At 70.7% G+C, this 14,973-nt stretch carries 13 protein-coding genes; 8 read left to right on the top strand and 5 right to left on the bottom strand.

Features of this window, described 5'->3' with window-relative positions; translation table 11 throughout:
• Positions 1-194: 194 nt before the first annotated feature.
• Positions 195-2,525, top strand: coding sequence for a M4 family metallopeptidase (locus tag ABD369_RS00890; RefSeq protein WP_344634186.1), 2,331 nt, complete (start codon positions 195-197; stop codon positions 2,523-2,525).
• A 67-nt stretch (positions 2,526-2,592) separates the two neighbouring features.
• On the opposite strand, the gene ABD369_RS00885 is transcribed toward ABD369_RS00890, so the two are convergent.
• Both ABD369_RS00885 and ABD369_RS00880 read right to left on the bottom strand, forming a co-directional pair.
• On the bottom strand, positions 2,593-3,423 hold the full coding sequence (locus ABD369_RS00885; RefSeq protein ID WP_344634185.1) for a hypothetical protein: 831 nt from the start codon (positions 3,421-3,423) through the stop codon (positions 2,593-2,595).
• A gap of 57 nt (positions 3,424-3,480) precedes the next feature.
• A complete protein-coding gene (locus tag ABD369_RS00880) occupies positions 3,481-3,990 on the bottom strand; it encodes a SigE family RNA polymerase sigma factor (protein WP_344634184.1) in 510 nt (169 codons plus the stop codon).
• A 312-nt stretch (positions 3,991-4,302) separates the two neighbouring features.
• Here ABD369_RS00880 and ABD369_RS00875 point away from each other — a divergent pair, with 312 nt between their 5' ends.
• Both ABD369_RS00875 and ABD369_RS00870 read left to right on the top strand, forming a co-directional pair.
• Positions 4,303-5,985 (top strand): carbohydrate-binding module family 20 domain-containing protein, encoded by a 1,683-nt coding sequence (locus ABD369_RS00875; protein ID WP_344634407.1) that lies wholly within the window; start codon positions 4,303-4,305, stop codon positions 5,983-5,985.
• A 126-nt stretch (positions 5,986-6,111) separates the two neighbouring features.
• Positions 6,112-6,333: a hypothetical protein gene (locus ABD369_RS00870; RefSeq protein WP_344634183.1), complete on the top strand. Its 222-nt coding sequence runs from the start codon at positions 6,112-6,114 to the stop codon at positions 6,331-6,333.
• Positions 6,334-6,387: 54 nt separating this feature from the next.
• On the opposite strand, the gene ABD369_RS00865 is transcribed toward ABD369_RS00870, so the two are convergent.
• The gene (locus ABD369_RS00865; protein ID WP_344634182.1) at positions 6,388-7,140 is read right to left on the bottom strand and encodes an SDR family oxidoreductase; all 753 of its coding nucleotides are present in this window, start codon (positions 7,138-7,140) and stop codon (positions 6,388-6,390) included.
• Positions 7,141-7,798: 658 nt separating this feature from the next.
• Between ABD369_RS00865 and ABD369_RS00860 the strand changes: the two genes are divergently transcribed.
• The 4 genes from ABD369_RS00860 (at position 7,799) to ABD369_RS00845 (ending at position 13,377) form a co-directional block, all read left to right on the top strand.
• Positions 7,799-8,842 carry an alpha/beta hydrolase gene (locus tag ABD369_RS00860; protein WP_344634181.1) on the top strand — a complete coding sequence of 348 codons (1,044 nt, stop codon included), beginning with the start codon at positions 7,799-7,801 and terminating at the stop codon, positions 8,840-8,842.
• Positions 8,843-9,089: 247 nt separating this feature from the next.
• A complete protein-coding gene (locus ABD369_RS00855; protein WP_344634180.1) occupies positions 9,090-9,833 on the top strand; it encodes a hemerythrin domain-containing protein in 744 nt (247 codons plus the stop codon).
• Positions 9,834-9,964: 131 nt separating this feature from the next.
• On the top strand, positions 9,965-10,927 hold the full coding sequence (locus ABD369_RS00850) for a DUF1152 domain-containing protein (protein WP_344634179.1): 963 nt from the start codon (positions 9,965-9,967) through the stop codon (positions 10,925-10,927).
• A 179-nt stretch (positions 10,928-11,106) separates the two neighbouring features.
• Positions 11,107-13,377 carry a terpene synthase family protein gene (locus ABD369_RS00845; protein ID WP_344634178.1) on the top strand — a complete coding sequence of 757 codons (2,271 nt, stop codon included), beginning with the start codon at positions 11,107-11,109 and terminating at the stop codon, positions 13,375-13,377.
• Here the strand turns inward: ABD369_RS00845 and ABD369_RS00840 are convergent.
• Positions 13,358-13,903, bottom strand: a complete 546-nt coding sequence (locus ABD369_RS00840) for a DUF1697 domain-containing protein (RefSeq protein ID WP_344634177.1) — start codon at positions 13,901-13,903, stop codon at positions 13,358-13,360. The genes ABD369_RS00845 and ABD369_RS00840 overlap by 20 nt on opposite strands.
• A 72-nt stretch (positions 13,904-13,975) precedes the next feature.
• Here ABD369_RS00840 and ABD369_RS00835 point away from each other — a divergent pair, with 72 nt between their 5' ends.
• Positions 13,976-14,449, top strand: coding sequence for a pyridoxamine 5'-phosphate oxidase family protein (locus tag ABD369_RS00835; protein ID WP_344634176.1), 474 nt, complete (start codon positions 13,976-13,978; stop codon positions 14,447-14,449).
• A 58-nt stretch (positions 14,450-14,507) separates the two neighbouring features.
• Here the strand turns inward: ABD369_RS00835 and ABD369_RS00830 are convergent, their stop codons facing one another.
• Entirely contained in the window at positions 14,508-14,867 is a 360-nt protein-coding gene (locus ABD369_RS00830) for an ArsC/Spx/MgsR family protein (RefSeq protein ID WP_344634175.1), read from the bottom strand.
• Between the last annotated feature and the right edge of the window lie 106 nt (positions 14,868-14,973).

The following is a 14,973-nucleotide window of genomic DNA, read 5'->3' as shown; positions in this document are numbered from 1 at the left end:
AGGAGGGTCCCCCACCCCCGGGTGCGGCTGTTCCAGCGCAGGCACAGAGCTATCGGCTCCATCTCCTGAACCGCGCCCCTCACTGCAACGCACCCTGCCGCGAACCGCGGTGGGGCCCCCACTGCGCCGCAAACCTGCGGCCAGGTTTCTCTCCACCGTTCGTGACCCCGCGACCGGTCGGATAAGGAGTCCGCATGTCCCGTTACAGGCACGCCCGGGTGAGTCTGGCCGCACTCGCGGCCACAACCGCCCTGCTGGTCACCGGAATTCCGGTGATCGCCCAGGCCTCGCCGAGTCCCTCGGCCGGTGGTGCGGCCCCGCAGGCGGCCACCAACCGGGCCCAGCTGTTCGCCGACGCGAACCGGACCCTCGCAGCGACGGCGCAGTCGCTGGGTCTCGGCAGCCAGGAGAAGCTGGTGGTCAAGGACGCGATGCGGGACGCCGACGGCACCCGGCACACCCGCTACGAGCGCACCTACGGCGGACTTCCGGTGCTCGGTGGCGACCTGGTCGTGCACCAGACGGCGGCCGGGGCGACCAAGGGCGTGGACCGCGCCTCCACCGCCTCGCTGAACGGCCTGAGCACCAGCCCCAAGCTGGCCGCGCCCAAGGCACAGGCCGCCGCCCTCGCGACGGAGGCCGGCTCGAAGGTCGAGACCGCGCCCCGCCTGGTGGTCTTCGCCGCCAAGGGCACCCCGAAGCTGGCCTGGGAGACGGTGGTCTCCGGCAAGCAGAAGGACGGCACCCCGAGCCGGCTGCATGTGGTCACGGACGCCACCACCGGCGAGGTGCTCTCCAAGGTCGAGGGCATCGAGACCGGCACCGGCCAGGGTGTCTTCGTCGGCAACGTCAACATCGGCACCACGCTGTCGGGTTCGACGTACCAGATGAAGGACAACACCCGCGGTGGGATGTACACCACCAACATGAACAACGGCACCTCCGGCAACGGCACGCTGTTCACCAAGTCCACCGACACCTGGGGCAACGGCCAGGTCAGCAACAAGGAGTCGGCCGCCGTCGACGCCCACTACGGCGTGGCCGCGACCTGGGACTTCTACAAGAACACCTTCGGCCGCAACGGCATCCGCAACGACGGCGTCGGCGCCTACAGCCGGGTGCACTACGACACCGGCTACGTCAACGCGTTCTGGGACGACTCCTGCTTCTGCATGACCTACGGCGACGGCCAGGGCGACACCCACCCGCTGACGGAGATCGACGTGGCCGGCCACGAGATGAGCCACGGCGTCACCGCGGCCACCGCGAACCTCAACTACTCGGGCGAGTCCGGCGGTCTGAACGAGGCCACCTCGGACATCATGGGCACGATGGTGGAGTTCTACGCCAACCTGCCCTCGGACACCCCGGACTACCTGATCGGCGAGCTGATCAACATCAACGGCGACGGCACGCCGCTCCGCTACATGGACAAGCCCTCCAAGGACGGGCAGTCGGCCGACTCCTGGTACTCGGGCGTCGGCAACCTGGACGTGCACTACTCGTCCGGCATCGCCAACCACTTCTTCTACCTGCTGGCCGAGGGCAGCGGCGCCAAGGTGATCAACGGCGTCAGCTACAACTCCCCGACGGTGAACAACATCACCGTCACCGGCATCGGCCGGGACAAGGCGGCGGCGATCTGGTACCGGGCGCTGACCACCTACATGACCTCCACCACCGACTACGCGGCCGCCCGCACCGCCACTCTCAGCGCGGCCACCGACCTGTACGGCGCGGGCAGCACCGAGTACAACCAGGTCGCCACCGCCTGGGCCGGAGTCAACGTCGGCTCGCTGCCGAGCGGCGGTGTCACCGTCACCAGCCCGGGCAACCAGAGCACCGCGCTGAACGCCTCGGTCAACCTGCAGGTCAAGGCCACCGGCGGCACCGGCGCGCTGACCTACTCGGCCACCGGCCTGCCGACCGGCCTGTCGATCAGCTCCAGCGGTCTGATCACCGGCACCGCGACGGCCGCGGGCACCTACAACGTGACCGTGACCGCCAAGGACTCCTCGGGCAAGAGCGGTTCGGCCAGCTTCACCTGGACGGTCAGCGGTGGTGGTGGCGGCGGCTGCACCCCGGCCCAGCTGCTCGGCAACCCCGGCTTCGAGAGCGGCAGTTCGTCCTGGACCGCCTCCAGCGGCGTGGTCGACAACAGCTCGAGCGAGGCCGCCCACAGCGGCTCGTACAAGGCCTGGCTGGACGGCTACGGCTCCAGCCACACCGACAGCCTCTCGCAGACCGTGACCATCCCGGCGGGCTGCAAGGCCACCCTCAGCTTCTGGCTGCACATCGACACGGCGGAGTCCGGCTCGACCGCGTACGACAAGCTCGCCGTGCAGGTGAACGGCACCACGCTGAAGACCTACAGCAACGCGGACGCCGCCGCCGGCTACCAGCAGCGCACCTTCGACCTCTCGGCCTACGCGGGCCAGACGGTCACCCTGAAGTTCACCGGCACCGAGGACTCCTCGCTGCAGACGAGCTTCGTGATCGACGACACCTCGGTCCAGACCGGCTGACGCCGATCCGGTGAGTGCGTGACGGGCCCGGCGGCTTCGGCCGTCGGGCCCTGCCGCGTTGTCGGGGTCAGGAGCCGCTCGGGCGCGGGACGGGAGGGGCGTCGGCGGTCGGCTGCGCCGAAGCCCGGAGGTTCCAGCGGGGGTCGCGGGCCAGGGCGGTGAGCTGGTCCGGGCTGATCGGCGGCTTGGCGCGGACGGTGCTCGCCGCCTCGTCGGCGGTCCCGCCGGAGCCGTTGTAGAAGCGGATCCGAAGTTCGCTGCCGTCCGGCCGGACCAGGTCGACGTTCTCGTAGTACATGCCGTTGCCGTAGGCGGGGGAGACCATGGACCACCCGTTGGTGCCGTCGGGGAAGCTGACGGTGTTGCACCTCACCGGCTCGGCCCCGAACGGTCGATGTGCTCCGCCGTCGAGCAGCGGCTGGCACGGCGGCGCTACCGGTTCGGCCGGGCTGGAGTTCAGGTACACCTCGACCTCAACCGGGCTGAGTCCGTCGTCGTACCGGGCCGTGAGGCTCGCGGAACGGCCCGGATCCTCTTCCCTGCCCGGGAGGAAGTCCGTGACCTTCCCCTTGGGTAGCAGTTCGGTGAGGACCTTGAGCAGCCCGCCGCTGGTGACGGGTAGGACGGCGCCGCTCGGCGCCGGCCGGGCCGGGGCAGAACCGGTCGCCGTGGGGCCGGCGACGGAGGCGGGCGGAGCGGCGGCCGGCCGGAGGCCGAAGGCGGCACCGGTACCGGCCACCGCGACGACCGCGACGGCAGCGGCGGCGGTCTGCAGTCGGCGGCGCCGGCGCAGCCTGCGGCCCCGGCGGTTCGCCTCGTCGAGGATGGCGGAGACAGGGGGGGACAGGCCGACCACGCTCTCTTCGAGCATGCGGCTCAGGTCGTGCTCAAGGTCCATGGCCGGGTTCCTTGGTGTCGGTAGTCGGGGGAAGGTCGGGCACAGGGAGAGGCGGAGTCAGCCGCACAGGAACAGCTCGCGGTCGTTTCCGAGGATCTCCCGCAGCTTGGCGAGCGAACGGGTGTTGAGACTCTTCACCGCGCTGTTGGACATGCCGAGCATCTCCGCCACGGCCTCGATGCTGTGGTCCTCCAGGTAGCGCAGGACGACCACGGCCCGGTTGCGCGGGGGCAACTGGGCGAGCGCGGCGGTCAGCGTGACCCGCAGGTCGCTGCCGCCGTCCTGGGCGGCCCAGGACTCCGGCAGCTCGGCGGTGACCACCTCGGTGGAGCGCCGCAGCCGCTGCTGGGAGAGGTAGGTGCGCAGCAGCACCTTCCGGGCGTAGGCGTCCAGTCCGGGCTCGTCCCGGCCGCGCCGGAGCCGGCCCCAGGCCGAGTACATCTTCGCCAGGGTGGTCTGCACCAGGTCCTGCGCCTGATGCCAGTCACCGCACATCAGGTACGCGACCTGAAAGAGTCGGCGAGTCCTGGTGCCCGCGAACTCCTCGAAGCCGAGCGCCTTGTCCATCCGGTCCGTCCCCCGCACATCCGGTGCCGTTGTCCTGCGCCCTTGCCGGCGCCATCGGTACTAGATGCGCCGACGCGGCGTTAGGTCTCACGCCGTCCGCCGGGGATATCGAACTGTTGCGCGCGTGCGCCTTGACGCACCGTTGACATGACCATAAGTTCGGCGCCACTGAAAGTTTCCTGCAAGTTTCAGAATGTTTGCAGCCACCACCCGGCCCACCCCGCCGGGCACCGCAGGTCCCCCACCCTGCCCCTTGGAGACAACGTGGTCACCACACCCCCCACCCGAGCGCGCGTCCGCGCGCTCGGCGCGATGGGCGCCGCCTGTGGGCTGGCGCTCTCGCTCTGCACCGCCTTCACTTCCGCCCCCACCGCCCAGGCGGCCCCGCCGAGCGGCAAGGACGTCACGGCCACCCTGTTCGAGTGGCGCTTCGACTCGGTCGCCAAGGCGTGCACGGACACCCTCGGCCCGAAGGGATACGGCTTCGTCGAGGTCTCCCCGCCGCAGGAGCACATTCAGGGTCCGCAGTGGTGGACCTCGTACCAGCCGGTCAGCTACCAGATCGCAGGGCGGCTCGGCGACCGCGCCTCGTTCCAGGCCATGGTGAACACCTGCCACGCGGCGGGCGTCAAGGTGATCGCCGACTCGGTGATCAACCACATGACGGCGGGCTCCGGCACCGGCACCGGCGGCACGGTGTACACCAAGTACAACTACCCCGGCTACTACCAGGACCAGGACTTCCACACCTGCCGGCAGCCGATCACCAACTACAACGACCGCTCCAACGTGCAGAACTGCGAGCTGGTCAACCTCGCCGACCTGGACACCGGCAGCGCCTACGTCCAGCAGACCATCGCCCGCTACCTGGACGATCTGGCCTCGCTCGGCGTGGACGGGTACCGGATCGACGCCGCCAAGCACATCGCCGCCACCGACCTCGCCGCCATCAAGGCCAAGATGGCCAACCCCAATGCCTACTGGGTGCAGGAGGTCATCTACGGTGCGGGCGAGCCGATCCAGCCCTCCGAGTACCTCGGCACCGGGGACGTGGACGAGTTCCGCTCCGGCACCTGGCTGAAGAGCGCCTTCGACGGCGGCCGGATAGCCGACCTGGCCAACTGGGGCTCCGGACTGCTGCCGAGTGGTCAGGCCCGCACCTTCGTCGACAACTGGGACACCGAGCGCAACGGCTCCACCCTCAACTACCGCTACGGCAACAGCTACACGCTGGCCAACGTCTTCATGCTGGCCTACCCCTACGGCTCGCCCAACGTCTACTCCGGCTACTCCTTCTCCGGCAACGACGACGGCCCGCCCAACGGCGGCACCGTCAACGCCTGCTACCAGGACGGCTGGAACTGCACCCACGCCTGGCCGCAGATCGCCAACATGGTCGGCTTCCGCAACGCCGTCTCCGGCACCGCGCTGACCGACTGGTGGTCCAACGGCAGCAACGCGATCGCCTTCGGCCGAGGCGACAAGGGCTATGTGGTGATCAACCACGAGAGCGGGCCGATCACCCAGACCTTCCACACCTCGTTGCCCGCCGGGACGTACTGCGACGTCGAGCACGGCGACCCGAGCGGCGGCTGCACCGGCCGGACGTACACGGTCGGCTCGGACGGGACCTTCTCGGCCACGGTCGGCGCGGGCGACTCGGTCGCGCTCCACGTCGGTGCCCCCGGCGCGCCCGCCCCGGCCGGCGGCGCCTCCTTCGCGGTGAACGCCACCACGGTGCCCGGCCAGAACATCTACGTGACCGGGGACGGCGCCGCCCTCGGCAGCTGGGACACCGACAAGGCCCTGCCGCTCTCCTCGGCGGGCTACCCGGTCTGGACGCTCGACGTCCCGATGGCCGCCGGTACCTCCTTCCAGTACAAGTACATCCGCAAGGACGGGAGCGGCACGGTCACCTGGGAGAGCGGAGCCAACCGCACCGCCGTGGTGCCGTCCACCGGCCGGACCACGCTGAACGACACCTGGCGCAACTGACCGCCCGGCCGCGCGGCGTGGCCACCGCCGGGGTGGTCACGGCCGTAGCGGCGAAACCGCTCGAAGGAGTGCTCCTCGCGCGTCGGAGCGCGGGGGTGGTGCGGGGGCGCTGGCAGCATCGGCCGGGTGACCACGACGCCCACCGTTCTCGAGCTCCAGCTGTACGGCGGCCGCTGGGACGGACACCGGAAGCGGGTCCGCTCGGCGGCGCCGCCGCCCTTGCTCCGGATGCTCCTGCGCGCCGAACTACCCGCCACCGAAGCCGGCGAGTACTGGCCCACCACCAGCGTCTACCGCCTGGAGGACAGCGCCGGCACCCGCTGCTACCGCCACTCGCACGACGAGTAGCCCGGGCGGCCGGTCCGGGCGCATGGCGTGGGGGGCGCCCCCGGAGACAAGGACTCAGCCCCGCCCGATGTACGGCATGGTGGTGGCCAGCACCGTGACGAACTGGACGTTGGCCTCCAGCGGGAGTTCGGCCATGTGGCGTACGGTGCGGGCGACGTCGGCCACGTCCATGGTCGGCTCGGGGGCGATCCGCCCGTCCGCCTGGCGCACCCCGGTACTCATCGCGGCGGTCATGTCGGTGGCCGCGTTCCCGATGTCGATCTGCCCGCAGGCGATCCGGTGCGGACGGCCGTCCAGGGAGAGCGACTTGGTGAGGCCGGTGACGGCGTGCTTGGTCGCGGTGTAGGCAATGCTCCGCGGCCGGGGGGCGTGCGCGGAGACCGAACCGTTGTTGATGATCCGTCCGCCCTGCGGAGTCTGCCGCTTCATCAGGCGGAACGCGGCCTGTGCACAGAGGAAGGCGCCGGTCAGGTTGAGGTCCACCACCGCCCGCCAGTCGGCGAGGGTGAGGTCCTCGAGCGGGACGGCGGCACCGAAGGCCCCGGCGTTGTTGAAGAGCAGGTCGACGCGGCCGAACCGCCGCTCGGCTGCGGCGAACAGCGCGTCCACGGCCTCGGCGTGGGTGACGTCGGTCGGTGCCACCAGGACCTGATCGGCGGGGAGCCCGGTCAGTTCGGCCGTCCCGCGCAGCGGCTCGGCCCGGCGCCCGGCGAGGACCAGCCGCCAGCCGCCCGCGGCGAGGTCGAGCGCCACGGCGCGGCCCACGCCGCTGCCCGCTCCGGTGATCACGGCGATCTGCTCGGACACTGCGCGACTCCTCGGGGGTGCGACGACCCCTCGATGATCGCTGATCGTCGCTGTGGAGTCACTGGTGCGAGCGTCCAAGTCCCGCGTCCGGAAGCGGAGCCCCGGTGGGACGACCGGGGCCAGCCGCCCGGACTCCGACACACCAGGTGCTGCGCCGTCCGGCTGGCCTTCGGCCACGGCCGCCGTCCCGTTCCCGCCCCGTACCGGTCGGCTGTGCCCGCGAGGTCCACCTCCGCCGCGTGATGGTGGTCACGGGGCGTCGGCCACCCGCCCGGCGGCGCCGCGACGACCACTTCCGCGTCCCGTAACGGTCGGTCGTAAGCAGCCGTTACAGCTGGTCGAACGGCCCGTCACGGCACGTTGAGGAGCCCCCGCCGAACGGCGGGGCCCATGCCCCGGCGAACGTCCGGTAAACGAATGGTATGGCCGGGCCAGGCAACCGCAGGCCGTCGTAGTCGCGTCATAGGATCACAGCACGGCGCGCCGCTCCACAGGGAGCAGGGGCGCCGTGCTGAGGTCGGGAGGAGTGTTTCCCCGGCAGCACCAGTCTCTCCGGTGATGCCGGAACACCGCTCGCGACCTCCTCAGCGGCCCCACCCCGGGGCCACCCGCCCGGATCCGCCCGGCCGGGCGTCATATCGGTCGGAGAGTTTTCACCGTGCAGCCGCAGCAGCCGCAGTCGCACTCGCACTCGCAGCCCACCCGCACCCGTGCCGTCCTCGCCGGTGTCACCGTGCTCGCACTGTCCGCCGCCCTGGCGGCCTGTGGCAGTGACAGCAAGCCGGCTGCCGACACGAAGCCGGGCAACACCACGACCGCCAGTCCCGCCGCCGCGACCAGCGCGCCGCCGAAGGACAGCAAGGTCATCATGCCGACCGGCCCGGCCACCGACCTCAAGAAGTCCCGGGACACCAAGGCCGGCCCGATCTTCATGACCAAGCTGGCGGGCAAGAAGTCCGGGGTCACCGCGGAGGTCTGGGTCTGGCTGCCGCCGCAGTACAACGACCCGAAGTACGCCAAGTACGGCTTCCCGGTGCTCACCCTCTACGCGGGCGGCCAGAGCAACGGCTACAACACCTGGACGGACAACCAGCTGCCGATCCAGGAGATCGACGCCGACCTCGTCAAGCAGCAGAAGGCGCACCCGTTCATCATGATCATGCCGGTGCAGAACCTGACCGGTGACGAGAAGCGGGCCTTCGACTGCAGCGACATCCCGGGCCAGCCGAAGATGGGCACCTGGATGTCCGAGGACATCCCGGACTTCGTCCGCGCCAACTTCCGTACCCTGAAGGGCCGCGACAGCTGGGGCCTGATGGGCGCCTCCACCGGCGCGTTCTGCAGCGCCAAGCTGGCGATGCAGCACCCCGACATCTACAAGGCCGCCGTGCCGATCGACGGCTACTGGGACCCGGACTCGCTGCTCTGGAAGGGCCACGAGGCCGAGCGCCTCGCCAACAGCCCGGGCAAGCTGATCGCCACCAGCAAGGCCGACGTCCGGATGCTCGCCACCTCCGGCGGCGGCAGCGCCTACGAGGTCAACCTGGTCAAGTCCTGGGTCGCCAAGGCGGCCGCCCCGACCACCGTCGAGTACTACCAGCAGCCCAACGGCCAGCACCTCACCAAGGACTTCGCGAAGATGATCCCGATGACCCTGGAGTGGCTCACCAAGAACCTCGAAGGCCCCGCCACCGACGAGTGACAAACGGCCGGCACGGCCTCCCGGTGATTCCCGGGACGTCGGTGCTCGACTTCATCCGAGGGACCCGAACCGCGCGCCGGCCACTGTGCCGGCGCGCAGGCGTATCCGGCCTCTGACCTGCGCGTCAATCGGTCATTGATTCGACTCTGATGAGCTGTCACCACCCTGGAGAACCAAGGCCGGGGCGCAGCCGCCGAAGCAGCGCCACCGGACCGGCCCAGTCTCAGCGAGTCATGAAGAGAGCCCGATGCCCAGCCACCTGCTGCCCGTCGAGTACCCGACGATCCCTGCCCAGCCGGGCGGTGAGCACGACGTACAGCCCGCCCAGGCCGCCGTGGAGCTGATGCCCTTCGCCGGTCTGCGTCTGGTGCACGCCGCACTCCGCCGAGACCTGGCCCGGCTGCCCAACGCGCTGCGGCTGCTCCAGCCCGGCGACACCGCCGCCGCCGAGGCGCTGCAGCGGCACTGGGACTTCCTCACCGCCATGCTCACCTGCCACCACGAGCAGCAGGACAGCCGGCTCTGGCCGCTGCTGCGCCGCTTCGCACCCGAGCTGCGCCTGCTGCTCAACTGGCTGGAGTCCGACCACCACAACCTGGACCACTCCTTCACCCGGGTCACCACCCTGGTCCGGATCGCCACCCGCGACCCCGCCAGCAGCTGGCCCGTCGCCTACGCGGTGGAGGAGCTGGCCGCCAGGCTGGAGACCCACCTGCGGATCGAGGAGCGCCAGCTGCTGCCCCGGATGTCCGGCGTCTTCCCGAGCGGTTCGCGGATCGGCACCCTCCCCGAACTGCTCGACCTGCTGCGGCTCGCGGACGGTCCCGGCAGCGCCGACGCCCTGGTCTGGCTGCTGGAGGGAGTGGACCCCCGCCAGGTCGACCGCCTGCTCGCCGACTGCGACGACATGACGGCCCGCCAGTGGCCGCACTGGCGCGACACCTACGCCCGGGTCAGCAACCAGCTCTGGGGGCCCGTCGCCACTCCCTGAGGGACGGGAGCCCGGGGCGAGGAGAGCCGAGTGCGGCGGGCCGCTCCGCCGACCCCCGGGAACTGCCGCCCTGATGTGCTCCCTCCGCCGAGGAGCCCCCGGGGAGCGGACCGCCTTGGTACCGTCCCCGGATGTTCTCGCTCCTCGAGCCACCGCTCCTCGCCCGCCTCAAGACCGCCGAACGGATCCTGATCGCCGGAGCCGGCGGCGGTTTCGACGTGTACGCCGGCCTCCCGGTCGCCCTCGCGCTGCGCGCTGCGGGCAAGGAGGTCCATCTCGCCAACCTCTCCTTCAGCCACCTCTACGGTCTGCCCGCCGACGTCTGGTTGGCCCCCGAGCTCGCCGAGATCCGCCCGGACACCGCCGCCGCCGAACCGTACTTCCCGGAGCGGACCCTGGCCCGCTGGCTCAGCCTGCACGGTATGCCCGACACCGTCTGGGCCTTCGGCTCGGTCGGCGTTCAGCCGCTGCGGGCCGCCTACCGAGCCCTGGCCGAGCACCTCGGCATCGATGCGATCCTGCTGGTGGACGGCGGCACCGACATCCTGATGCGCGGGGACGAGGCGGGGCTGGGGACGCCGGAGGAGGACATGGCCAGCCTGGCCGCGGTGGCCGGGATGTCCGGGATACCGCTGCGGATGGTCGCCTGCCTGGGGTTCGGCATCGACTCCTACCACGGCGTCAACCACTCGCTGGTGCTGGAGAACCTGGCGGCCCTGGACCGGGCCGGCGGCTACCTGGGCGCCTTCTCGATCCCGCGCGACTCCCGGGAGGGCGCGCTGTACCTGGACGCGGTGGCCCATGCCCAGGCGGCCTTCCCCGAGTACCCGAGCATCGTCCACGGTTCGGTGGCGGCCGCGTTGCGCGGACAGTTCGGCGACGTTCGCTTCACCGAGCGAACCCGGTACAGCTCACTGTTCATCAACCCGCTGATGACCCTCTACTTCGGGGCCACGGTCGAGGCGCTCGCCGCCAACCACCTCTACCTGGACCGGCTCGAACAGACGTATCTGATGCGCCAGATCTCCTCGGCCATCGAGGAGTTCCGGGACGAACTGCCCGCCCAGCGCCCGCCTCGGATGTTCCCGCACTGATCGGCGGTCGCGCCGTGGGGCGCGAACAGATGGCCAAGCGCCCCGAGCGTGCGCCTCGTGCGCCGGGCGTGAAGGCAAACGGATGCAACCACATCCCCTGTTCAGCAGGTGTGTGGGACAGGCGAGTTGGGCACGCTACGCGCCGATCATGACCGAGTACGACGAGAGGCAAGACGGCCGTGAGCCAACCCTTCGAACTGCCCGAGTTCTACCTGGCATATCCGGCGAGGCTGAACCCTCACCTGGAGGAGGCCAGGGCCCACACCAAGCAGTGGGCCCGCGGGATGGGAATGCTGGAGGGTTCGGGCGTCTGGGACGAGCACGACCTCGACTCCCATGACTACGCGCTGCTCTGCGCCTACACCCACCCGGACTGCGACGGGCCTGAACTCTCGCTGGTGACCGACTGGTACGTGTGGGTCTTCTTCTTCGACGACCACTTCCTGAAGCTCTTCAAGCTCAACCAGGACCGCCCCGGCGGCAAGGCGTACCTGGACCGGCTGCCGGCCTTCATGCCGATGGACCTCTCCGCCGGGACGCCCGAGCCGACCAACCCGGTCGAGGCGGGGCTCGCCGACCTGTGGGCCAGGACGGTCCCCTCGATGTCGATGGACTGGCGGCGCCGCTTCGCCCTGAGTACCGAGCACCTGCTCAACGAGTCGCTCTGGGAGCTCTCCAACATCAACATCAATCGGATCCCCAACCCGGTGGAGTACATCGAGATGCGCCGCAAGGTCGGCGGCGCCCCCTGGTCGGCCGGGCTGGTGGAGCACGCGGTGGGCGCCGAGATCCCGGCCTCGGTCGCCGGGGCCCGGCCGCTGCGGGTGCTCAGGGACGCCTTCTCGGACGGCGTCCACCTGCGCAACGACCTGTTCTCGTACGAGCGGGAGACCCAGGAGGAGGGTGAGCTGAGCAACGGCGTGCTCGTGCTGGAGACCTTCTTCGGCTGCTCCACCCAGCAGGCCGCCGCCGCGGTCAACGACCTGCTGACCTCGCGGATCCACCAGTTCGAGAACACCGCCCTCACCGAACTCCCGCCGCTCTTCACCGAGAAGGGGCTCACTCCCGACGAGTGCGCGGCCGTCCTCGCGTACGTCAAGGGACTGCAGGACTGGCAGTCGGGCGGCCACGAGTGGCACATGCGCTCCAGCCGGTACATGAACGGTGCCGGCGCCGGCAGCGCGCCGAGTTCGTTCTCCTTCCGGCCGCAGGGCCTCGGCACCTCGGCGGTGGACCCCAGGGCGCTCGCCGGGCTGATCGGCACGGGCCGGACGCGCAGCTTCACCCATCTCCCGCACCAGCGGGTCGGGCCCTCGCGGATCCCCGAGTTCACCATGCCGTTCACCACCTCGCTCAGCCCGCACCTGGCGGGTGCCCGCCTGGAGAACCTCGAATGGGTGCGCCGGGTCCGCCTGCTGGACGCCGACCCGGGCATCCCCGGCTCGGACATCTGGGACGAGCAGCGGCTGACCGACATCGACCTGCCGCTCTGCGCGGCCGGCATCGACCCGGACGCCACACCGGAGGAACTCGCGCTCTCCTCGGCCTGGCTGACCTGGGGCACCTACGCGGACGACTACTACCCGGCGGTCTACGGACGCACCCGGAACCCCGCCGGTGCCAAGCTCGCCAACGAACGGTTCTCACTCTTCATGCCGATCGACGGCGAGAGCGTGCCCGAGCCCGTCACCGGCCTGGAACGCGGCCTGGCCGACCTCTGGCAGCGCACCGCCGCGCCGCTGGACACCGAGGCGCGCCGCGACTTCCGGGCCGCCGTCGAGGCCATGACGGAGAGCTGGCTGTGGGAACTCGCCAACCAGCTGCAGCACCGCATCCCCGACCCGGTCGACTACCTGGAGATGCGCCGGACCACCTTCGGCTCCGAACTCACCAGCCTGCTCAGCCGGATCTCGCACGGTCGCCGAATCCCGGCGGAGATCTACCGCAGCGGCCCGGTGCGGTCCCTGGAGAGCGCCGCCATGGACTACGCCGCGCTGATGAACGACGTCTTCTCGTACCAGAAGGAGATCGAGTTCGAGGGCGAGGTCCACAACGGAGTGCTGGTGGTGCAGAACTTCTTCGACTGCGACTACCCGACCGCGCTGCGCATCGTCAACGACCTGATGACCTCCCGGATCACCCAGTTCCAGCACGTGGCCGAACACGAACTGCCCGTCCTGTACGACGACTTCGACCTCGACCAGCAGACCCGCCGGGCCGTCGACGACTACGTGCAGGACTTCCGGTACTGGCTGGCCGGGATCAAGATTTGGCACGAGGACTGCATCCGCTACCGGGAGCAGGACATCCTGCGGCACAGCGCCCGGTCCGGCCGGCACCTCGCAGCGGCCCGGCGGTTCGCCGGACCGACCGGCCTCGGAACCTCGGCCGCGCGGGTGCCGGCGGCCGCCGCAGTGCGGGTGCCTGCGGCTACCGCCGCGCGGCGTTGAGGATCTTCACCACGGTGTGGAAGAACCGCGAAGTGCCGTGACCGCGGTACGACCCGGGGAGCGCGGCGGCCGGGTTCCCGCCCAGCCGCCCGTTCCGCAGGCGCACCACCGTGAAGGCGGCGCCCGGTACGGCCCCGATGATCTCCCAGTCGCCCCTGGGGCCGCGGATCGGGAAAACCGACTCCGTGGGCAGCGGCTCGGACAGGAACACGACGCACAGCCGCAGCTGAGGCGTCACCTCGATCCCGGCGAACGGGTCGGCGGCGACCAGCTCCGCGACCTCGTCCACCGTGCGCAGCATGACCGGCACCCGGTAGCCGAGCGCGGCCGCCAGGTGCTCCTCGATCCGGGCGGTCAGTGCGGCGCGGTCGGTCTCCTCGGCGGTGAAGAAGACGTTCCCGCTCTGGATGTAGGAGCGGACGTCACCGAGACCCAGTTCGGTGAAGTGCCCGCGCAGCCGCTCCATGGTGATCGTCCGACCGCCGACGTTGACCGCCCGGAGGAAGGCGATGTAGCTCCGTGTCATCCGGTCAGTCTGGCACCGGGCACCGACAGGTGCGGCGGGCCGTTGTCAGCGCCCGGTGCAAGACTGGGCGCCATGACCACCTGGCAGGATTTCGAACGAGAGGCACCCGATCTGGCCCCGGCCGTCCGGGCCCGATTCGAGGCGCACCGGCACCATGTGCTGGCCACCCTGCGCAAGGACGGCGCGCCCCGGGTGAGCGGTACGGAGGTCCAGTTCATCGGCGCCGACCTGACCATCGGCTCGATGCTGGGCGCGGTCAAGGCCCTGGACCTGCGGCGTGACGGCCGCTTCTCGCTGCACAGCCACCCCGGCGACGAGACCATGGCGGACGGCGACGCCAAGATCTCCGGCATCGCGGTGGAGATCCTCGACGAGATCGAGCTCTCCGCCTACGTCTCCGACCTTCCGGCGCCTGTGCCCGGCCCGTTCCACGCCTTCCGCCTGGAGCTCACCGAGGCCGTCCTGACCACGGTCGAGGACGACCACCTGGTGATCCGCTCCTGGCACCAGGGCGAGGGGGAGCGCACGATCGACCGCCGGCCCTGACCACGCCCCTGGGCGCGGGTGCACTCCGTCAGGGCCCGACGGCTCCGAGACGCGCCCGCTAGCCCGGGATGACCGACCGCAGCGCCTCCGGCGTCCGCGCCACCACCGCGTGCCCGTCGTCCGCCGTGATGATCGGCCGTTGGATCAGGATCGGGTTCGCGGCCAGCGCCTCGATCCACCGGGCCCGGTCGGCTTCCGTCCGGCCCCACTCCTTGAGCCCCAGCTCCTTGCCGACCGCCTCGTCCACCCGGGCGATGTCCCACGGCTCCAGCGCCAGCCGCTCCAGGACCCGCTCGATCTCGGCGGCGTCCGGCGGGTCCTCCAGGTAGCGGCGGACGGTGTACTCGGCCCCGGCGGCGTCCAGCTCGCTGATCGCCGTACGGCACTTCCCGCAGCGCGGGTTGATCCAGATTTCCACGCCGCAAGACTAGGCGATCGGCCCCCGTGCGGCTCGCCACCCGCCCGCGCCCGCCCCGAAAGGCCCACCACTCGGGAACTCATCACTCCCACCGTCCAGTTGACCC

It is taken from the genome of Kitasatospora cystarginea (assembly GCF_039533515.1).
GTDB classification, from domain to species: domain Bacteria; phylum Actinomycetota; class Actinomycetes; order Streptomycetales; family Streptomycetaceae; genus Kitasatospora; species Kitasatospora cystarginea.
Note: the sequence above shows the minus strand (reverse complement) of the source record. Positions and strands in the feature narration are given on the sequence as shown.

Bases quoted from the DNA above. Each gene is read 5' to 3' on its own strand.
- ABD369_RS00890 (WP_344634186.1), top strand. From the start codon at position 195: ATGTCCCGTTACAGGCACGCCCGGGTGAGTCTGGCCGCACTCGCGGCC.
- ABD369_RS00885 (WP_344634185.1), bottom strand. From the start codon at position 3,423: ATGGACCTTGAGCACGACCTGAGCCGCATGCTCGAAGAGAGCGTGGTC.
- ABD369_RS00880 (WP_344634184.1), bottom strand. From the start codon at position 3,990: ATGGACAAGGCGCTCGGCTTCGAGGAGTTCGCGGGCACCAGGACTCGC.
- ABD369_RS00875 (WP_344634407.1), top strand. From the start codon at position 4,303: ATGGGCGCCGCCTGTGGGCTGGCGCTCTCGCTCTGCACCGCCTTCACT.
- ABD369_RS00855 (WP_344634180.1), top strand. From the start codon at position 9,090: ATGCCCAGCCACCTGCTGCCCGTCGAGTACCCGACGATCCCTGCCCAG.
- ABD369_RS00850 (WP_344634179.1), top strand. From the start codon at position 9,965: ATGTTCTCGCTCCTCGAGCCACCGCTCCTCGCCCGCCTCAAGACCGCC.
- ABD369_RS00840 (WP_344634177.1), bottom strand. From the start codon at position 13,903: ATGACACGGAGCTACATCGCCTTCCTCCGGGCGGTCAACGTCGGCGGT.
- ABD369_RS00835 (WP_344634176.1), top strand. From the start codon at position 13,976: ATGACCACCTGGCAGGATTTCGAACGAGAGGCACCCGATCTGGCCCCG.